Origin of the sequence: Pseudomonas phoenicis, assembly GCF_047302395.1 — a bacterium.
Taxonomy (GTDB): domain Bacteria; phylum Pseudomonadota; class Gammaproteobacteria; order Pseudomonadales; family Pseudomonadaceae; genus Aquipseudomonas.
This window is the reverse complement of sequence record NZ_CP154852.1, coordinates 3,187,511-3,206,655: the sequence shown is the minus strand read 5'-3', so window position 1 is coordinate 3,206,655 and position 19,145 is coordinate 3,187,511. Positions and strand designations below refer to the sequence as shown.

The 19,145-nt window shown below is 61.7% G+C and carries 20 protein-coding genes and 1 pseudogene; 10 read left to right on the top strand and 11 right to left on the bottom strand.

Annotated elements, in window-relative coordinates; translation table 11 throughout:
- Nucleotides 1-34 precede the first annotated feature (34 nt).
- Nucleotides 35-1,143: pseudogene (locus AA0Z93_RS14365) on the bottom strand (IS3 family transposase).
- Between the two features lie 268 nt (nt 1,144-1,411).
- On the opposite strand from AA0Z93_RS14365, the gene AA0Z93_RS14360 reads away from it, so the two are divergent.
- The 3 genes from AA0Z93_RS14360 (at nt 1,412) to AA0Z93_RS14350 (ending at nt 3,016) form a co-directional block, all read left to right on the top strand.
- Nucleotides 1,412-1,561 (top strand): hypothetical protein, encoded by a 150-nt coding sequence (locus AA0Z93_RS14360; protein ID WP_413048226.1) that lies wholly within the window; start codon nt 1,412-1,414, stop codon nt 1,559-1,561.
- Nucleotides 1,562-1,576: 15 nt separating this feature from the next.
- Entirely contained in the window at nt 1,577-2,269 is a 693-nt protein-coding gene (locus AA0Z93_RS14355) for a hypothetical protein (protein ID WP_413048227.1), read from the top strand.
- A 330-nt stretch (nt 2,270-2,599) separates the two neighbouring features.
- Nucleotides 2,600-3,016: a hypothetical protein gene (locus AA0Z93_RS14350; protein WP_413048228.1), complete on the top strand. Its 417-nt coding sequence runs from the start codon at nt 2,600-2,602 to the stop codon at nt 3,014-3,016.
- 48 nt (nt 3,017-3,064) lie between these two features.
- Here the strand turns inward: AA0Z93_RS14350 and AA0Z93_RS14345 are convergent, their stop codons facing one another.
- Both AA0Z93_RS14345 and AA0Z93_RS14340 read right to left on the bottom strand, forming a co-directional pair.
- On the bottom strand, nt 3,065-4,057 hold the full coding sequence (locus AA0Z93_RS14345; RefSeq protein WP_413048229.1) for an alpha/beta fold hydrolase: 993 nt from the start codon (nt 4,055-4,057) through the stop codon (nt 3,065-3,067).
- A 36-nt stretch (nt 4,058-4,093) separates the two neighbouring features.
- Complete coding sequence (locus AA0Z93_RS14340; protein WP_413048230.1) at nt 4,094-5,308, bottom strand: MFS transporter; 1,215 nt, start codon at nt 5,306-5,308, stop codon at nt 4,094-4,096.
- A gap of 115 nt (nt 5,309-5,423) precedes the next feature.
- Here AA0Z93_RS14340 and AA0Z93_RS14335 point away from each other — a divergent pair, with 115 nt between their 5' ends.
- Both AA0Z93_RS14335 and AA0Z93_RS14330 read left to right on the top strand, forming a co-directional pair.
- The gene (locus AA0Z93_RS14335; protein ID WP_413048231.1) at nt 5,424-6,041 is read left to right on the top strand and encodes a TetR/AcrR family transcriptional regulator; all 618 of its coding nucleotides are present in this window, start codon (nt 5,424-5,426) and stop codon (nt 6,039-6,041) included.
- A 423-nt stretch (nt 6,042-6,464) separates the two neighbouring features.
- Entirely contained in the window at nt 6,465-6,719 is a 255-nt protein-coding gene (locus tag AA0Z93_RS14330) for a hypothetical protein (protein WP_413048232.1), read from the top strand.
- A 171-nt stretch (nt 6,720-6,890) separates the two neighbouring features.
- Here AA0Z93_RS14330 and AA0Z93_RS14325 read toward each other — a convergent pair whose 3' ends face one another.
- The 4 genes from AA0Z93_RS14325 to AA0Z93_RS14310 form a co-directional block, all read right to left on the bottom strand.
- The gene (locus tag AA0Z93_RS14325; protein WP_413048233.1) at nt 6,891-7,847 is read right to left on the bottom strand and encodes a 2-hydroxyacid dehydrogenase; all 957 of its coding nucleotides are present in this window, start codon (nt 7,845-7,847) and stop codon (nt 6,891-6,893) included.
- Between the two features lie 167 nt (nt 7,848-8,014).
- Nucleotides 8,015-8,779, bottom strand: a complete 765-nt coding sequence (locus AA0Z93_RS14320; RefSeq protein ID WP_413048234.1) for an SDR family oxidoreductase — start codon at nt 8,777-8,779, stop codon at nt 8,015-8,017.
- Nucleotides 8,780-8,922: 143 nt separating this feature from the next.
- The gene (locus AA0Z93_RS14315) at nt 8,923-9,609 is read right to left on the bottom strand and encodes a fumarylacetoacetate hydrolase family protein (protein WP_413048235.1); all 687 of its coding nucleotides are present in this window, start codon (nt 9,607-9,609) and stop codon (nt 8,923-8,925) included.
- Nucleotides 9,610-9,709: 100 nt separating this feature from the next.
- On the bottom strand, nt 9,710-11,059 hold the full coding sequence (locus AA0Z93_RS14310) for an MFS transporter (protein ID WP_413048236.1): 1,350 nt from the start codon (nt 11,057-11,059) through the stop codon (nt 9,710-9,712).
- Nucleotides 11,060-11,620: 561 nt separating this feature from the next.
- On the opposite strand from AA0Z93_RS14310, the gene AA0Z93_RS14305 reads away from it, so the two are divergent.
- Nucleotides 11,621-12,544, top strand: a complete 924-nt coding sequence (locus AA0Z93_RS14305; protein WP_413048237.1) for a helix-turn-helix transcriptional regulator — start codon at nt 11,621-11,623, stop codon at nt 12,542-12,544.
- A gap of 26 nt (nt 12,545-12,570) precedes the next feature.
- Here the strand turns inward: AA0Z93_RS14305 and arfB are convergent, their stop codons facing one another.
- From arfB to AA0Z93_RS14290, 3 genes are all read right to left on the bottom strand, one after another.
- Complete coding sequence (gene arfB, locus AA0Z93_RS14300) at nt 12,571-12,984, bottom strand: alternative ribosome rescue aminoacyl-tRNA hydrolase ArfB (RefSeq protein ID WP_413048238.1); 414 nt, start codon at nt 12,982-12,984, stop codon at nt 12,571-12,573.
- Nucleotides 12,985-13,103: 119 nt separating this feature from the next.
- Nucleotides 13,104-13,382, bottom strand: coding sequence for a helix-turn-helix domain-containing protein (locus tag AA0Z93_RS14295; RefSeq protein ID WP_413048239.1), 279 nt, complete (start codon nt 13,380-13,382; stop codon nt 13,104-13,106).
- Nucleotides 13,383-13,442: 60 nt separating this feature from the next.
- Nucleotides 13,443-15,563, bottom strand: coding sequence for a response regulator (locus AA0Z93_RS14290; RefSeq protein WP_413048240.1), 2,121 nt, complete (start codon nt 15,561-15,563; stop codon nt 13,443-13,445).
- 229 nt (nt 15,564-15,792) lie between these two features.
- On the opposite strand from AA0Z93_RS14290, the gene AA0Z93_RS14285 reads away from it, so the two are divergent.
- Nucleotides 15,793-16,113 (top strand): hypothetical protein, encoded by a 321-nt coding sequence (locus AA0Z93_RS14285; protein ID WP_413048241.1) that lies wholly within the window; start codon nt 15,793-15,795, stop codon nt 16,111-16,113.
- Between the two features lie 147 nt (nt 16,114-16,260).
- Nucleotides 16,261-16,509, top strand: a complete 249-nt coding sequence (locus AA0Z93_RS14280; RefSeq protein ID WP_296268925.1) for a CsbD family protein — start codon at nt 16,261-16,263, stop codon at nt 16,507-16,509.
- A gap of 113 nt (nt 16,510-16,622) precedes the next feature.
- Here the strand turns inward: AA0Z93_RS14280 and AA0Z93_RS14275 are convergent, their stop codons facing one another.
- Nucleotides 16,623-17,579 carry an SDR family NAD(P)-dependent oxidoreductase gene (locus AA0Z93_RS14275; RefSeq protein ID WP_413048242.1) on the bottom strand — a complete coding sequence of 319 codons (957 nt, stop codon included), beginning with the start codon at nt 17,577-17,579 and terminating at the stop codon, nt 16,623-16,625.
- 118 nt (nt 17,580-17,697) lie between these two features.
- Here AA0Z93_RS14275 and AA0Z93_RS14270 point away from each other — a divergent pair, with 118 nt between their 5' ends.
- Together AA0Z93_RS14270 and AA0Z93_RS14265 are read left to right on the top strand one after the other, a co-directional pair.
- On the top strand, nt 17,698-18,624 hold the full coding sequence (locus AA0Z93_RS14270) for an AraC family transcriptional regulator (RefSeq protein ID WP_413048430.1): 927 nt from the start codon (nt 17,698-17,700) through the stop codon (nt 18,622-18,624).
- A gap of 201 nt (nt 18,625-18,825) precedes the next feature.
- A complete protein-coding gene (locus AA0Z93_RS14265; RefSeq protein ID WP_413398592.1) occupies nt 18,826-19,011 on the top strand; it encodes a winged helix-turn-helix transcriptional regulator in 186 nt (61 codons plus the stop codon).
- The last annotated feature ends 134 nt before the right edge of the window (nt 19,012-19,145 follow it).

The window sequence follows — 19,145 nt, the reverse complement described above, 5'->3', positions numbered from 1 at the left end:
AGCCGGCCTAGTTCAGCCTGCGTGATTATAGTGGTCAACTCATGCCGGACACGGTTTTGAGTTTTCCTTCGGCTTTCGCTGAAGCCAGTCTATCGTTGAATTGATAGGGTCGGATCCAGTTGCAGTGGTTCATCAGGTACTGGCTAATGTCTCGTTGAGCTTGCTGCCCAGTCAGGTACCCCATGGTCGGTATCCACTCCGATTTCAAACTACGAAATACCCGCTCCATCGGCGCATTATCCCAACAGTTGCCTCGGCGGCTCATGCTCTGGCACATGCGGTAGCGCCATAGTCTCTGGCGGAACTGACGGCTGCCATATTGCGAACCCTGGTCGGAGTGGAACAGTAGTCCTTGAGGCTTTCCACATTGTTCGTAAGCCACGTCCAGCGCTTTGACCACCAAGTCTCCATCCGGCTTTTCTGATAAGGCCCAACCAATCACTCTGCGTGTGTAGAGATCCAGGACAACTGCCAGATAGTGCCATTTGCCCTGCGCCTAGACGTAAGTAATGTCTCCACACCAGACCTGATTTGGCGCTTCGACATCAAACGCTCGGTTCAAGATATTCGGAATATCTGGCCGCTCCACTGTGGCCTTTTTGTACGCATGTGATCCTGGCTGCTTGCTGATCAACGCCAGCTCACGCATCAGGCTGCGTACCTTGAACCGCCCGATTTGCTCACCCTCTTCTTGCATCATTGCCATGATGGTACGGCTGCCGGGCGCACTTCGCCCTCGTGTAAACAGCTCATTCACTCGACTGCGCAACCGCAGTCGATCAATGTCTGGAGTTCGCCGTTTATGGCGATATGCGTAATAAATTGAGCGAGTGATTTCAAACACTTTGCACAACCAATCAACGGGCTCATGGGCGCTGATCTGGTGTATCAGCGAGTACGCTCGAGATCTTCCGACATAAAGAGCGCGGTAGCCTTTTTTAGTATCGATTTCTCGCGCTCAAGCCGCGTGGTTCGAGCTTCCAACTCTTGGATTTTCTGCTGCTCTGGCGTCAACGCTTTGCTGGCCGGCGTACCGCTGCCGCGCTCATGCTGAAGCTGATTAACCCATCGGCGCAGTGTCGACTCGACCAGGCCGAGCGAGCGGGATGCCTAGGCATGACTGTAGCCTTGATCAAGCACCAGTCATGCAGCTTCCCGCTTGAACTCAGGAGTAAAGGTACGGCGTTGCTTGGTCAGCAGACACCTCTATATGGCGAGCATTCTCGCCTAAATGGGTGTCCGGAATCATTAGACCACTACAGATCGGCTAGATTTCCAATACGGACAATGGATTTTTCCTACAGCATAAATGTGCTGCCATTGGTTGACTCAGTTTCACCCGCGCTCAAAAATAACCGACGAACCCCATCCATCCCCGACTTGAGCTTTAACCCTGAACCAGGAGCTAGCGATGTCCAACGTCTCGATTGCGCTGATCAAAGAGAGCAACAAAATGCTTTCCACATCTGCAAAGAAATCCGTTGCTACCCGCTCATCGAAGCTGTCGGCTGACACGATCAACAACCTGATGAAAAAGGCGTTCAATCGCTTGTCTCGCTGACCACGGATCGCCACTTTGAACCATCAGCAACCCGGCGCTCCCAGCCACGCCCCTGCCCCGCCAATTATCCCAGAAGTCGACTCCGATCAAGCGCCTTACCAGGCGACTGAACCCGAGCCGGCGCCTTTGTGCTCACGCATCCCTTTTGACGTCTTTCGGAAACTCATGGAATCACCGGATGACTTCTTGGGATTGCTCGCCTACTCCCTCTACAAACGCCACAAAATTGAGTGGATTGAAGCGCATCCAGACGACGATCATGAGGCCTTCAAAAAGGTCGCATGCACGCCTCAGCAGTTAGGCATGTACCGGTATCAAGCCGAGCAGATGGCGAAAAATTTCATCGATGTCTCGCTCGATCAGCTGGAAGCCGAAATGCGTAGCTCGATCATGGAAGGTGAGGTCATCACCAAAATCCAAGAACTCGATAGTGTCTTCAACACCAAGGTGTCCGCGTTGGAAATCACTGTCATCACCAAAGTTGATGGGTTGAAATGGAAATTCTGGCCTGCCTTTGGCAATCACATGCTCAGTGGCTTAGCTTCCGTGATCGTTGCACTGCTGATTTTCGGCTGTTTCTCTCTATATAACTTCTATCAGCAACAGGGGGGCCTTGAGGGTATGGCAAAAGAAGCAGCCAACTCGGCCACTCAGAAGCCTGCAGGTCTCCCTTTCACGCCATCGCCAATACAGCCCTCCCAGGGTTGAAGCTGCTGGTTGCAGCCATTAGGCGCCCGCCGTTGGAACAAAGCCTCAGCCAGACGCTTCTAGTGGGTAGCAACGTGATTGTGCGTGGCAATGTTTGAGCCTTCCCTCGAGGCAGTGGGTTCACCAGCTGAGGATGGGCTGGGTGAATACACTCCTTGCCCCGCCAAGATTCTGTAAGACCTTTCTGAATCCAATACCAAATGCTTCAAGATCACCACACCGGCGAACTATCCTACGCGCCAAGCCGAATTTTCACCGTTGTCGGGGAAATGCTTCAGGACTAACGTCCACCGCGTCGTTTCGACGACCGGGTGTGAGAACCCGAACACGATGAATCTGGCTGTCCTTCATGGTGGCCCTGCGCGGGCAGACTTCGGTCTGGCCGGGGTTTCTTCGTTTGCTCGGTTTCTCACCCTGCGCAGGGCCGCCACCCAAATCCGTGAGAAGGTTGGGTTGTGGCTTTTCCCGCACAAACGAAGAGCCGATGCCATGAAAAAGCCCGTTCCCGATCCATCCCACTTCCAGAACACCCGCAACTACTACTTCATCGATCAAGACCTCAGCCTCCTTGACGCCTTGAGCCATACCCTCGAACTCATGGCCGGCATCGAGACCACCCTCGACGAATACATTTGCGCCAACGCCGGTGAACCCGGGATGCCCATGCTGGTGAATACGGTGCATCAACTACAGATGGTCAAAACGCTGACCCAGTTCGTACTGCAGCGTGTTGAGCAGGCGCCCTAGTGCCGTGTACGGCCATAGCACGTTGCCGGACATTGCGCACTTCCCCCCTCAAGGTCGACCCAAGAAACCATCGATCAAAGCATTCAACGCAGGCGCACACTCCTCTGGAACCCAATGGCCGCAACCTGGCAACACATGCGATTCGACATCAGTGGCATAGCGGCGAATGTTCTCAGGCTGTTGCGCACCAAACCCGCCATTACCCCCACCGCCCACCGCGAGCACGGGCATCGTCAACTTCGTGGCCCTCAGCTTTTCGTTCTGCTCAATCGACTGGGGCAGCGCCCGGTAATACTCAAATGCATGGTGGAACGTCCGAGGCTTGGCGTATGAGCGGACATAACGCTCCAGCAGCGCATCGGTGAACACCGCCTGGTTGCTGGCATGGTGACGGATGAAGTGCGTCAGGAACTGCCGCTCGTTGCCTTTGACCATCGCGTCGGCCAACTGGCCCGAGGCTGCGAAGAAACTGTGATGCCATCCCGGTGCCTCTCCGGTTTCGACGAAGGCTGGCAGCGAATAGAGCGTGTCGTCGGGAATGGTCGCCTCGATGAAAGCGGCCTTCACGATGTCGCCCGGATGGCGGGCAACCATGGGATAGGTGTTCCAGATACCGATGTCGTGGGCAACGACGGAGAAAGGCTTGCCCATACTGATGCGCAGGGCGAGCGTGTGCAGATATTCGGAAACATCCACGCCGGTGTAACTCGTCTTGGGCGGCGCTGACTGGCCCAGGCCTGGCAGGTCGACGGCAACTACCGTATGGCGCTCTGCAAGTTGCGGCATGAGGTTGTTCCACTCGTACCAGGTCTGGCCGAAGCCATGGACGAGCAGCACGAGGGGGCCTTTGCCGCCACGTACGAAATGCAGCTTCACACCGTCGACCGTTTCATAAGCGCTGGTAAAGCCTTTGGGTAGCGGAAACTCCGCCTGTTGGGCGCTGACAGCTGGAGGTCGTGCGGGCTGGACCTGTGCGGCGTTGGCCTGATTTGCGCCCATGGCGAGCGCAGCAACGGCGAGTGCAATTGCGTGAAACTTCATGTTGTTCACCTGGTGGGACGATAGAAGGCTGGGCAATCAGCGATTACGTTGAGCGCGATTGCCGGGAGGAAAGGCATGGCGGCGTGCCGCCAGTGCGATGAGAAAAGCGAGCAGCGCGAGGATGGCGACAGCGGGCGGCAACGCGGCCGTACCGCCTTGCATGAGGAGCGCTCCGCCAACGGCGCCGCCCGCCGCGATCGCCAGGTTCCATGCAGTGGTGACCATGGCCTGGGCCAAGTCGACGCCGTTGCCGGCGGCGTCAGCCGACGCTGTCTGCATCATGGCGCCTGCGCCGCCAAAGCCCAGCCCCCAGACGATGGCGCCCAAGTACACCGCCATGCTTTGCTCGCCAGCGATGCTCAAGACCACAGCGGTTAGTGCGAACGAACCGATCGCTGTAAGGACCATCACGCGCAGCATCCGGTCGACCCAACGCCCGATTAGCCATATGCCGACCAGCGAGCTGACGCCGAACGCCAACAAGACCAGATCGACCCTTGACTGCGAGGCGGTCGAGAACGGTGCGATGTAGGTGTAGAGCATGTTGTGGGCCGTCATCCAGGCCAGAATGACCAGCAGGATCGGCACGATGCCCTTTGTCCTGATGACGCCTCTGAGCGAGGGACGGTCCTCCCCTACCCGGCCAGGCGCATCGGGAACCTTCACCAGGACCCAGCCGATCAACGCCACGGCAAGTGCCGAAAGGATCAGAAACGATCCACGCCACCCCACCAAGCTCCCCAGAAACGTGCCCAGCGGCACACCCAACGACAGCGCCAAGGGCACACCGACCATCGCGACCGCCATCGCAGCCCCCGTCTGCTCGGGGCGTACGAGGCTACGGGCATAGCCGGCCAATATTCCCCACGCCAACCCCGCCGCACATCCGGCGATGAAGCGTGCGACCAGCACGACACCGATCGACCCGGCCAGCGCGGTCAACGTGTTGCCGATGACGAAGCAGATGATCGTTGACAGCAAGACGGGCCTGCGACGCAAGCCCTGGGTCAGGGTCGTGAGCGGTATGGCCGCCAGTAGCGATCCAAGGGCGTAGATGGCGACAAGCTGCCCGGCAATGGCTTCGGATATCTGCAGACCCGAAGCGATGCTGGGCAACAGACCGGCGGGTAGCGTTTCGGTGACGATGCAGAGAAAGCCGGCGGCGGCGAGGCCGACCAGCGCTGCGATGGGTAGTCCCGAACGCTTGGCGGGCGCTTCGTCGGACAGGCTTCGTGATGGGGAAAGCTGCATGATTTTCCTCGCGAGTGCCGTACTGGCTGCCGTGTGAAGCGCTGCCTGACAGCGTGGCTATTTACGTTAATAGCCACTATATTATTCGTAAGCCCCGAAGTAAACGGATTATGTAATGACCACTAACGAAAATAAGCGAGCGCGTGGACGGCCACGCCAATTCATCCTTGAGGACGCCGTCCAGGTCGGCCAGCATCTGTTCCACGAGCACGGCTACGAGAACGTCAGCGTCGCCTCGCTGACCGAAGCGATCGGGATCACGGCGCCCAGTTTCTATACGGCCTTCGGTAGCAAGGGTGCGTTTTTCAACGACGCGTTGAGGCACTACTCAGCCACCGTTGTGCCACTGGATACCTTCTTGGTCCCGGACAAACCGTTGCTGGCTGTGCTGAAGGACATCCTCAGGGCTGCGGCGCATGCCTACGCTGCCCATCCGAACCGCCGGGGGTGTTTCATTCTGGAGCACGCGAAAGCCGGCGCCACGGAGTCGGGCATGGCTGCCAAGCGGATCGCAGACGAGAACCGTGCAAAAGTGCTGGCGTTTCTCGAAGCATCCGGCACCCCCGCTGCTGGTCACGTCGTGGACTATCTCTCTGCGACCATGCTTGGGCTGTCGGCTGCGGCGAAGGAAGGTTGGGATGAGCTAAGGCTGCTGGCGGTCGTGGAGACTGCAGCAGTAGGTCTCGGCCATCTAATCGGCGGCGCCCAGGTGATTCCTGAACGGTTTCCCTGAGACTTCGCTGCGGTTGGCCATGCTGTTCACCCATGGCGCGGCACGCGACGCCCAGAGTCGGGACGGCCCGCCTACGGCGGCGATTCCCTCCCGCCTTGCGTCGATTCTGTAAGACTTTTCTGAATCCAATACCAAATGCTTCAAGATCAGCGCACCGGCGAACTATCCTACGCGCCAAGCCGAATTTTCACCGTTGTCGGGGAAATGCTTCAGGACTAACGTCCACCGCGTCGTTTCGACGACCGGGTGTGAGAACCCGTAACGAGTAAGTTCAGCTGCCTTTCATGGTGGTCATGCGCGGGCAGACTTCGGTCTGGCCGGGGCTCCTTGCTCGCTCGGTTTCTCACCCCGCGTATGACCGCCACCCAAACCCGTGAGAAGGTTGGGTCGCGGTTTTCTCTGGCCCCCGCAAGGAGTTGTCCGATGAAAAAGCCCGTCCCCGACCCACCCCACATCCAGAACACCCGCAACTACTACCTGATCAACCAAGACCTCACCCCCCTCGACGCCCTGAGCCACACCCTCGAACTCATGGCCGGCATCGAAACCACCCTCGACGAATACATCTGCGCCAACGCCGGCGAACCTGGGATGCCCATGCTGGTGAATACAGCCCATCAACTACAGATGGTCAAAACCCTGACCCAGTTCGTGTTGCAGCGTGTGGAGGCCAAGTGAGCATGCCCATCACCTTGGAAATGAACAGACCAGCGTCCGCCCCAATGCAATAGCCTGAGATCACATCCGGCCTTTGGAACCGCCCCGTTTGCTTCTAGCCGCTACCGTATAGAGGTTATGCACAGGGCCTGATTACAAACGGGGCGAATCATGAGAAATGCGTGAAACGCCTCAGCCCGTCACACACCCCGCCGGCTTCCTCCCGGCAAACGTGTCAACCAAACTATCAATCACCATCTCCCCCATACGCGTACGCGTCTGCACCGTAGCGCTGGCACGGTGCGGTTGCAGCACCACCTGCTCATTGCCGAACAACACCTCCGGCACCCGCGGCTCGTCAACGAACACATCGAGCGCCGCCCCGGCGATCCGCCCCGCCTGAAGCGCGGCCACCAAGTCGTCTTCGTTCACCAACTTGCCGCGCGCCACGTTGACCAGATAACCCTCCGCCCCCAGCGCGTCGAGCACGCGGGCATCGACGATAGCCTTCCCGCCATCCGCAGCCGCCGCCAGGATCAGCGCATCGCTGTCACGCGCCAGCTCCGTGAGGTCGGCTACGTAGCGGTAGTCGACGCCGTCGATGGCCTGCAAGTCGGTGTAGCTGATCGGGCAGCCGAACGCCGCTGCGCGGGTCGCCACCGCACGCCCTACCCGGCCCAGCCCGACGATGCCGATGCGCATGCCGCTGAACTGCCGCGCCAGGGGCAAGGGTGCCAGCGGCGTGGGGCTGTGCTGCCATTGGCCGGTGCGCACGTAACGGTCGCCGGTGCACAGGCCACGGCACGCGGCGATCAGCAGGCCGATGGCCAGGTCCGCGACATCGTCGGTCAAGGCACCGATGGTCGCGGTGACGCGGATGCCCAGGTCGCGGCAGTAGGCCAGGTCCACTGCATCGGTGCCCACGCCATTGACCGCCACCACTTCCACGCGCGGCAACTGCGCCAGCACCTCGCGGCTGATGCCGGTGTGTCCGCCGGTGACCACGCCACGGATGTTGGCGCCGTGCTCTTTGAGGTAGGCGGCTTTGTCGGTCTGCTGGTAGTAGGGGCGCATGACGAACAGCTGCTCGAGGCGTTCGCGGATCTGCGGGATCAGGATCGGGCTCAGTTGCAGGACTTCTGGTTTCATGGGGTTGCCTCTTGAAAAATTCGGTGGCGTTGGGATCGCGGCTGAACCGGTGCGCCGGCCGGCCGCTGCTACAGGGTGGACTCTTGTTGGGCCGGCGTTGCCGGCCATCGCGGCTAATCGGAGCGCCGAACCGGCCGCTCCTACAGATACAAGGAACGATGCCGTGGTCAGCCACGGCCCACGAAGGGCATCTTGGTGGCCATCACGGTCATGTTCAGGACGTTGGCCGACAGCGGCAGCGCCGCGATGTAGCGCACCGCATCGGCCACGTGCTGCACGTCGACCATCGGCTCGACGGCGATCTGGCCGTTGGCCTGGCGCACGCCGCGGGTCATGCGCTCGGACAGCTCGGTCAGGGCGTTGCCGATGTCGATCTGGCTGCAGGCGATGTCGAACTCGCGGCCGTCCAGCGCCAGGGCCTTGGTCAGCCCCAACACGGCGTGCTTGCTGGCGGTGTAGGGCGCGGTGAAGGGCCGCGGCGTGTGCGCCGAGATCGAGCCGTTGTTGATGATTCGCCCGCCCTGGGGCTGCTGGCGGCGCATCAGCCCGAAGGCTTCGCGGCAGCACAGGAACACGCCGTTGAGGTTGGTGGCGATGACGTTGTCCCAGGTCTCGACCGGCAGCTCGTCCATGGGCACGGCCGGGGCATTGACGCCGGCGTTGTTGAAGATTACGTCCAGGCGCCCATAACGTTCCTCGACCGTGGCGAACAGCGCCTTGACGCTGGCCGGGTCGCGCACATCGGTGACCACCGGCAGCGCTTGCCAGCCCTGGGCGGCGGCCTGTTCGGCGACGCCGAGCAAGGGCTCCAGGCGTCTCCCGGCGAGCACGACGCTGTAGCCGTCCTGCAATAGCCCCAGCGCCACGGCCTTACCGATGCCACTGCCGGCCCCGGTGACCAGGGCGACTTTCGATGTGTGGTTGTCAGTCATGCTGCATCTCCCGTTGAAAGTGTTCGGTTCAGGCGGAGCGCAGCGCCACGGCCTTACCGATGCCACTGCCGGCCCCGGTGACCAGGGCGATTTTCGAAGTGTGGTTGTCAGTCATGCTGCGTCTCCCGTTGAAAGTGGTCGGTTCAGGCGGCGCGCGGCGCCACGCGCACCTCGATCTGCCCCACGCCTTCGACGCCGGCGCTGATCAGGTCGCCGGGCTGCAAAGCGGCAACGCCCTCGGGAGTGCCGGTCATGATCAGGTCGCCGGGCAGCAGGGTGATGGTCGTGGACAGCTGACTGATCAGTTGCGCCACCGACCACAGCTGGCTCTGCAAGTGCGAGCGCTGGCGCTCGGTGCCGTTGACTTGCAGCCACACCGCCCCGTGTTGCGGATGGTCCTGGTCGCCGACCGGCCGGATGGCGCTGACCGGCGCCGAGCCGTCGAAGGCCTTGGCACCTTCCCAAGGCAGGCCGGCCTGCTTGGCGGCGCGCTGCAAGTCGCGCCGGGTCAGGTCCAGGCCGGCGGCATAGCCCCAGACGTGGGTGAGTGCCTGGCTCTCGGGAATGTCCGCCCCGCCGCTGCCGATCGCCACCACCAGCTCGATCTCGTGACAGAACTCCTCGGTGTGCGGCGGGTAGATGATTTCGCCATGCGCCTCGATCACGGCGCTGGCCGGCTTCATGAAGAACAATGGCGCGCTGCGCGGCTGGTCATCGCTCCAGGGGTAGTTGCGCCCTACGCAGAACACCCGGCCGACCGGAAAGCGCTGCTCGCTCCCCACCACAGGCAGGCTGGGGTGCGGGACGGGGGTGAAGACGAAGTCGTTCATAGTGGCCTGGCTCGCTTAAGTTCGATTCGATGGCTCCAGCCTAAGGCGGCGGCGTCCGGCAAAGTTGGACGAAAGCCGCCTCGCGTTGGAGTTAACGGGGCTATTTCGCTTGCAGCTCGATGCGGTAGATCCGGCCCAGCAGCAGCGAATACGACAGGGTGCCGATCAGCGCCACACCGCCGATGAACCAGAATGCCCAGGCGAAGGTGCCAGTGGCGTGCACGATGGCCCCCACCACGATGGGGCAGACGATGCCGCCGATGTTGGCCGCCAGGCTGGTAACCCCACCGGTCAGGCCGATCAGTTCCTTGGGCGCGATTTCCGACACGGCCGCCCAGGACGATGAGGCGATGCCTTGGGCGAAGAACGCCACGGTGAGGATGGCGATGCACACCAGGTTGGAGTCGGTGAAGTTGACCAGGATGATCGACATACCGAGCATCGAACCGACCACCAGCGGCAGCTTGCGGGCGAACGACATGCTGTAGCCACGGCGTATCAGCAGGTCCGAGACGATCCCGGCGAGCAGGATGCCGACCGTCGCGCCAATGAAGGGCAGCACGGCGAAGATGCCAGCCTTGATGGTGGTCAGGTGGCGCTCTTCGATCAGGTAGGTGGGGAACCAGGTGAGGAAGAAGTACAGCGCCGAGGTGCTGGCGAACTTGCCGATGCAGATCGCCCAGACCTGCCGATAGCGGAACAGCTCGGCCACCTGCCGCCAGTTGAACTTGGTGCGCTCCTGGCTGCTTTTCACCAGGCCCCCGCCGTCCTCGATGTACTGCAGTTCTTCCTTGCTGACCTTCTTGCAACTCAGTGGGTCACGGTACAGGAACAGCCACACCACGCCGAACAGGATGCCCACCACGCCGGTGCTGTAGAACACGTGGCGCCAGTCCCAGGTGGTGGCCAGCCACAGCAGTGCGCCGGTGAACAGCGCGGTGCCCAGGTACTGGCCGCACACGTAGATGCTGCTGGCCATGCCGCGCTCGCGAGCCGGGAACCATACCGTCACTGCGCGGCTGTTGGCCGGAAACGCCGGCGCTTCCATGGCACCGACCGCCAGACGCAGGCCGAACAGCGTGGCGAAGCCGCTGGCGAAACCTTGGCAGACGGTGACCGCCGACCAACTGATCAACGACACGCCATACGTCAGCCGCGAGCCGAAGCGGTCGGCGATGAAGCCGGCCGGCACCAGGGCCAGGGCGTAGGTCCAGGCGAACGCGGAGAAGATCAGGCCCATCTGGATCTTGTCCAGCCCCAGGTCCTTGGCCATGAAGGGCGCTGCGATGGAAATGTTGACCCGGTCGACGTAGTTGATGATGGTCGCGACCAACAACAGGCTGAGCATGAACCAGCGTCGGCGGGTGGGCAGGGCGAGGGAGCCGGCGGCTTCGGCAGGCGCCGTGCGGGTGGCGACAGGCACGGCCTGGGAGTTGGGAAGACTCGACATGGTGGAACCTCATTGTTATTGGGATCTATCGAGGTTTTCAGGCGGCACTGACCGGCCTTCCCGATGCGGAAGGTGCAGGTCGTGCAGTGCAGAGGAGCGGGATCAGCCCTGGCCAGATGACCGGGCGCGAAGGACGGGCGGTGGCGCATGCGCCGAGCGATGGACGGGATTCATTGTGCGAGCACCCTTTGCTTATTGTTGGTAGATGTCTGCGGCAACGCCTATCAAGGTGGTCGTACAACAATCAAAAAGCAACGCTGTTTTTAGATCGATTTTGTACAGAGGCTGCTCGGACGAACGACCTGTCCAAAAAGGGCGACAACATCCGGGCCTTCCAGAGCACTGCGTTAGTCGCTGAAACTACCGTCCCAGAGGCCTTTGCTGCTATTCGCGAGAAGCGACTTGCCGGACATCGAAACGGTTTTGTCCAAGTCACTGCCTGCTTGGTCAGGGGTCAAGTCATCGTACAATTACTTGCCAGCACCCCACCACGCTGTACAGAATCGCTGCATGATCCTGGCAGCCGACATCGGGCAGCCATCCAATGAAAGGGAGATGGACATGCACTCAGTCAGCCGGGTGCCGACCTACGGCATGCAGCAACGCAGTGAGCGCGCCGACTTCTATATCCGTGACGAGCAAGGGCGTCCGGCGGAAACCGCCCTGCACCGCCACGAGTATTTCCAGGTCCAGGTCAACCTGGGCGGCGACACCGTGCAGCACATCGGCAGCGTGCAGCGGCCGTTTCCGCGCAACGCCCTGGCCTTCATCCTGCCGCACCGCTTGCACATGATTCCGCACCCGGCCAACAGCCATTTCATGGTCATCAACTTTTCCCAGACTTTCCTGCTGCCGCACCTGCAATGCGACCCGATGGACCTGGAGGAAGTGTCGATCGCGCTGGCACCGGAGCTGTCGCCCTTTCGTTTCCAGGAGCACCTGGACTTCATTCTCGGGCAGGCGGATTTCGAGCGGATCTGCGTGCTGGTCCGGCAGATGCGCGAGCTGGACGCGCAGCGCCAGTTCGGTAGCCGCGAGGTGATCAAGGGCCTGCTGCTGCAGATGATCGGCCAGGTGTGCATGCTGTACGCCGAACCCTTCAGCCGGCTGGCCGAGGACAACGCCGCCCAGGCCAGCCGCCGCGATGCCCTGGGGCGCATGAGCGAGTACGTGCGCAAGCATCTGGCCGATCCCGACCTGAGCCTGACCAAGGCCGCCGCGGCCGCGTACCTGTCACCCACCTACCTCAGCCACTGGCTGCGCAAGGAGATCGGCAAGACCTTCAGCGAACTGGTGCTGGAGCGGCGCATGCATGCGGCGCGCAGCCTGTTGCTGGGCGGCTCGAAACCGGTGGGTGAAGTGGCCAGGCTGTGCGGCTTCGCCGACGAGGCCTATTTCTCGCGGCGCTTCCGGCAGATCCATGGCTTGCCGCCAGGACAGTTCCGGCGCCGGCAGCTGGAGGTGGAAAGCAGCGTTGCATCGTGAAGGGGTCGAGCGGTGCCGCACGGCGGCTAGAAATCCACCTTACCCCGCCCCGCCTTGATCGTCCCCCGCTTGGCCTTCCCTTCGAGCCGGCGCGTCTTCGACCCCAGCGTCGGCTTGGTCGGGCGGCGTTTCTTCTCGGTCTTGCCGGCGACGACGATCAATTGCGCAAGCCGCGCCAGCGCGTCGTTGCGGTTCTGCTCCTGGGTACGGTATTGCTGGGCCTTGAGGATCAACACGCCATCGCCGGTGATGCGCGAGTCGCGCAGCGCCAGCAGTCGCTCTTTGTAGAACTCGGGCAGTGACGATGCGCGGATGTCGAAGCGCAGGTGCACCGCGCTGGACACCTTGTTGACGTTCTGCCCACCCGCGCCTTGGGCGCGGATGTAGGTCAGTTCGATATCGGTATCCGGCAGGTTGACGGTATTGGAGATGGTCAGCATGGGAGGGCCCTTTTGAGTGCAGCCATTATCACAGCCTCAGCCGCTGTGCCCTAGAGAAACGTGCCTGTGGCAAAGGCCTGTAGCGGCCTGCAAACCAAGGACGTGCGGGCATGGCGCGCTCAGACACATCCCATCGCCTTATGCTGCTTCCTCAACCGCGCCGGCGAAATCGCGAAGCGCTTCTTGAAGCTCTTGCAAAAATGCGTACTGTCCGCAAACCCGCACTCGTACGCGATCTGTGCCACGGACCTGTCCGTGTTCTGCACCAGCCAATGCGTATGGTCCAGCCGCAACTCCCGCCAGAACGCCGAGGGCGTCACCTTGAGGTTCTGCACGAAGGACTTGGTCAACTGCTTCTCGGTCACCCCGATGAGCCGCGCCAACGCCTGAATGCTCAAATGCTGTTGGTGGCTCGAACCACGGGGCTGGCCGCACGGGTAACGGCCAGGCGGACGCTTTTACGCCATTCGCTCGGTCGACGTTGCATCCACGAACGTGCCCAGACCGAGCGGCCCTCGCTCATCCAGCATCCGCGCCACACTCCCCGCCAACTGCTCCAACGTATACGGCTTGGTCAACAAGCGCATGCAAGGCCCGAGAAAATCCGCCTGCGCCATTGCGCCCTGCGCATACCCGGTCAGAAACAACACCGGCAAGCGCGGCTGGGACTGCTGAAGCATTTCCGCCAACTGCCTGCCGTTCATGCCCGGCAGACCGACATCCGTCAGCAACAGATCGACCCGTTTCAACTCATTGAACAATTTCAACGCCTGTTCCCCGTCGCAGGCCGTGCGCACACGGTAGCCCAGGGTCTCGAGCACTTCCTGGTTGATCAGGCGTACCGAATCGTCGTCTTCGACGAGCAAGATGAGCTGACCCTGCCCTGTGGTGGTTTCGGCGAGCGCAACGGGGGGTTGCGCTTCGATGCTGCCATGCTCGGGCAGGCAGATGGACACCGTGGTGCCAGCTCCGACCGTGCTGTCGATCACCAACCGGCCATTGCTCTGATTGGCGAAGCCATAGACCATCGAAAGCCCTAGCCCAGTACCCTCGCCGATGGGTTTGGTGGTGAAGAACGGCTCGGTGACCTTGTCGAGGTGATCCTTGGCGATGCCCTGCCCGCTATCGCGCACCCGTATGCACACATGCCGGGCAGCGTCGGCTGACTGCCCCTCCTCCACGCAGGTCGACAGGGTCAGATCACCGCCCTCGGGCATGGCGTCTCGCGCATTGAGCACCAGGTTGAGCACCGCATTTTCCAACTGGTTGGCGTCGGCGAAAATCCACGGGTTATGGGGGCTCAGGTCCAGCCTCAGGGCAATGTTTTCGGTGACGGTGTGCTGCAACAGATCGGCCAGCGCTTGCAGCAGCTGGTTGACCGAAATCGGCTTCGCATCCAGCGACTGCCGACGCGAGAACGCCAGCAGCCGGTGGGTCAACGACGCCGCACGGCGCGCCGAGGCCAGCGCAGCATCCATGAATCGCTCGGAGCCTTCGAACTGGCCTTTCGTCATCCGCAGCTTCATGAGGTCGAGCGCGCTGATCACGCCAGTGAGCATATTGTTGAAATCGTGTGCGATGCCGCCGGTCAATTGGCCGACGGCTTCCATTTTCAAGGACTGGCGCAACTGCTCTTCGGCGCGGGCGCGCTCTTCGCTTTCGGCTTTCAATTGCTCGACGGCGGCGTTCAACTCGCGCGTGCGCGCCGCAACCTGGATTTCCAGTTCCTCGTTGAAGCGGCGCAGTGTCAGGGCGGCCTGTTTTTCCTTGTCGATGTCGACAATGACGGTGGCAGCACCGATGATGCTGCGGCCTTCGTCGTACAGCGGCACGGCACTGACGCGGCGCCACGATTGCTGCCCGTTCGCCTGATGATGGTAGAAGTCCAAACCGCTGACGGCCTCGCCCCTCAACGCCCTGGCACCGGGATACTGGTGAGGTTCCAGGCGGTGGCCCTGCGCGTCGAGGCCCACCCAGCGCGACACTTCCTCGGGCTGCCTGGAAGGCATGGTGCCGCTGGGCACGTACTGGCGATACAGCGGATTGCTGACCAATGCCGCGCCTTCGGTGTCCATGAAGCACACGCCGACCGGAATGTTTTCTAGCAGGATGTTCAACCGGCTGCGCTCTTCGGCCAGTTGTGCGACGTTGTCGCGCATTTCGAACTGGCGCAGGCGGAAGCGCCAGGCCGCTGCGGTCGCGCTCAACAATGAGGCCGCACTCAGGGGACGTTCCAGAACGACCACGTGTCCTGCCGATTTGGGCAGCTTGTGCCGGGCCGTGTCTGCGCCCCGTTTTGCCCCTGCGTCGTTCGAAGCGAGCAGAATGATGGGGATTTCCGACCAGGCAGGTTGCGACTCCAGCGCCCGACCAAAACCGAGCAGCCCACCCGACAGGCTTTCTTCGGTGAGGATCACGACCCCGGTGGATTCATCCAATGCCGTCGAAAGGCTCTGCACGTTGCGATGAACGTGCACCGAGTAGGTCTCGCCCAATAGCGCGCTGAGACTGACGCCATCGCCCTTGTCCGGCGCTGCGATCAGTAATGTCTTGTCTTCGAACGAACAGTCGGTCGCCACGATCGTGCGCTTCCTTCAAAAGCCTGGCGGTGCTGCACCCCACCGGCGCGCCAGTAAATGCAAAGTCGGCGAAGTATGCAGGCGAGCGTGTCACTGCGCCATGATCGACAGCGGTTTTTTCGAACCCTGGCCGCAGGTCCAGTGGCCCGCCGATACGATCTACGATGGCCTTGTTAAAGTGCCTGCGGACCGTGCCGATAGAGGAACGACGCACTCACGGACGATACTCATGCGCACCTTCTTTCTTTGCATTGCGTTCTCTCTGGCTGCGGTGGCGACGCCAACGCTTGCCCTGCAAGGCGCCGTCAGCGACGAGCAAATTGCCCAGCGGCTCATCGATGAATCGATCGCCGGCTACCCTGGCCCTTGTGCCTGCCCGTACAACCGCGCCCGCAATGGTAGCCAATGTGGCCGACGCAGCGCCTATAGCCGCGCGGGGGGTTATGACACGCTGTGCTACCGAAAAGACGTGGACGCCGATCAAATCCAGGCCTATCGGGAACGACACGGTCTGGTGCCCGAGCGAGCGGTCGGCAAACGCCGGCCATGAGCGAGACGGATCGCAGCTTCATGCAATGGACCCATCTGCAAAAATGTTGAACTAAGCATCAGCCCTCTCCCCCTAAGACTGTGCAGCTTATCTCAAGCCCGGGCCAATCCCGGGTCGTCCACTTACACAGTCAAGGTTGAGTGAATTATGAAAAGCGAACAGGTCGAAGGCGTTGTAGAGAAAGTAGCGGGCAAGGCGCAAAACGTAGCCGGGAAAATCTTCGGCGACTCGAAGCTGGAAGCCGAAGGCGCAGGCCGTGAAGCGTCCGGTCAGCTGACCAAGAGCTATGGCGACGCACTGAACTGTGTGTCGACCTTCGCCAAGGAAAAGCCAGTCGCTGCCGCCGCCATCGGCGCCGTGGCCCTGGTCGTACTGGGCCGTCTGCTGCGCCGCTGAAGCGCGGGTAGCCACGCCCATCGCCGAGCGCCATGCACAGCGCTCGGCATGAATGCCCAAGTGTCGCATTGCGAAACTTGGGCATTTCCTTTGCGCGCCTGTGTGGAGTGCCGTCAAAGGCAGCCACCAAGGCCGGTGAGTTGACCTGACAGAGCCCAAAGCCGTTCTGCCTGTTCGGGATCGATGGCATAGGGCCGCACACCTACATAGGTAGGCGACTCGTCCAAGGCCAAGGTGGCAACGTCGCAGTCCTCACAATACAAACCGCCCTTTCCTCCCAACTGTTCAGACAGCGCAGCCCAGACCTGTGTCGCCGCGCCCTGCTGCGGTGTCTTGAACGTCGGGTCGGCCAATTCGCCACGCGCATCGAGCCAGCCTGCGGCGATCATCTCCGCCTGCGGTAGATGGCGCTGCAAAGGCGTAAGGATCTTGCCGGGATGCAGCGAGAAGGCGCGCACGTCTTCGTGCCGACCCAACCGGTCGAGATGCACGGCGAACAACGCGTTGGCGGTTTTAGACTGCCCATAGGCCAGCCATTTGTCATAGCCGTGCGAGAAGTGCACATCGCTCCAGCGGATGGGCGATGCATGGTGCCCCGCCGAGGAAACGACCACCACCCTGGCCCCGCCCTTGAGTGCCGGCCACAGCAGGTTCACCAAGGCGAAGTGCCCGAGGTGATTGGTGGCGAACTGCGCCTCCCACCCCTGCCCTACACGGGTTTCAGGGCACGCCATGATTCCCGCACTGGCGATCAAAAGATCGAGACGCCGATGCCTTGCCAGGAAGCGCTCGGCGAAGGCATGCACGCTGGCCAGATCGGCCAGGTCCAACCGCGCCACTTCCACGTCAGCGATGCCAGCGGTTCGGGCACGCGCGGCGGCGACATCGCGCGCCGCAACGACCACCCGCGCGCCCGCGCAGGCCAGCGCACGGGTGGTCTCCAGGCCCAGTCCGGAGTGGCCGCCGGTGACCAGGGCGGTGGTATTGGAGAGATCGCGTCCTTCGACGAGTTGCGCCGCCGTGGTTGCTGCATCGAAGGGTGAAGCGATGGGTGTTTGTGGGTCGGCCATGACGCATCCTCGATAGACTGAAAAAGACATAAGGAACAGAGGCGTCATTGTCCCGACTGGATTTGGGACTGGGAATGCAGCAAAGTCCTGGTTTTTATCGAGATCGTCCGAAGTGCTTATAGATCCGCTGTCCGAAACCCTGGCACTGCTTACTACACAAAGCTCATTTTTCGCAGGTCTGCAGGCGGGCGGCGAATGGGCGATCGATTTCCCGCCGCCTGAAGGCATCAAGTTCAACGCCGTGCTCGAAGGCGCCTGCTGGCTGAAGGTGGAAGGCATGGAAACGCCCCTCCACCTGGTGGCAGGCGACTGCTTTTTATTGCCGCATCGGCGAGCGTTTTCCCTGTGCAGTGACTTGGGGTTACCTGCCGTGCACTCGGACACGATCTACCGACACGCCATCAATGGCATCGCCCGTTGCGGTACTGCCCGTGATTTTTTCCTGATCGGGGGGCGCTTCGCCTTTGGCGACGAGGCGAGCCTCTTGCTGGAAGGCCTGCCCAGCGTCGCCCTCGTCAAAAGCGGCTCCGATCAAGCGTCCGTCCTGAACTGGGCATTGCAACGGCTCGCCCAGGAAATGATCGAGCCCTCGCTGGGCAGTGCGCTCGTGGTCCGGCACCTGGGGCACATCATGCTGGTGCAGGTGCTGCGGCTCTATTCGAGCCAAATGGGCGATGGCGCGCCGAGCTGGTTGTCGGCACTCAGCGACCCGCGCATCGGCGCGACCATTCAAGCGATTCACGCCGATCCGGCGCGGGCCTGGACAGTGCAGTGCCTGGCCGAGGTCGCGGGCCTTTCCCGCTCCACCTTCGCGCTGCGCTTCAAGCAGAAATCGGGCGTCTCGCCGTTGGCCTACGTGTTGCGCTGGCGCATGCAGTTGGCGGCGGGATGGCTGAAAAACACCGACACCTCGGTCTCGCGCATCGCGCAAAAGCTGGGCTATGACTCAGACAGTGCATTCAGCCATGCCTTCAAACGCGTCATGGCACGTTCGCCGCGTGAGTACAGGCTCCAGGCAGTGCCTGTGCTCAAGCGGCGCGAATGACAGGAGGCAGGGCGATGCCACTCACGATGAAGAGAACGTCATCCCCCTTTTTATCGTCACTGCGCTTCGAGGCGATGGGCATGTGTTCAAGCGAGCCCCTCCGCACGTAGCGCGCGACACACCGCAGGGCGCGCTTTGAGCCGCTCGTACCACGCCTGAAGATGCTGCAAGCCGTCGAAGTGGATATCGGCCTTGTAGTAGCTGGTCAGCCATTGCGCCTGCCCCCTATCGGGCTGTTCCGTCGAAGAAGCGGGGCTGGTCAAGCGAACGGTATTTGCGACCCTACCGGTAACGGTCGAGTACGAACTCACCGCCGACGGAAGACGGCTGGAGCCGGTGGTCGCGGTGATGAAGACGTTCGGGTTGTGGCTCAAGGCGCGCGAATGACGGTGCGTGTCATTGATGCGAGGCAATTGGCGTCAGCGTGACAGTATGAGAAACCATTGGCAGATCGCAGAACGTGCCCAGCGGCATCAGCTGGGCACGCGCCTTTCCTGGTCAATGCGTCAAACGTGGTGTCT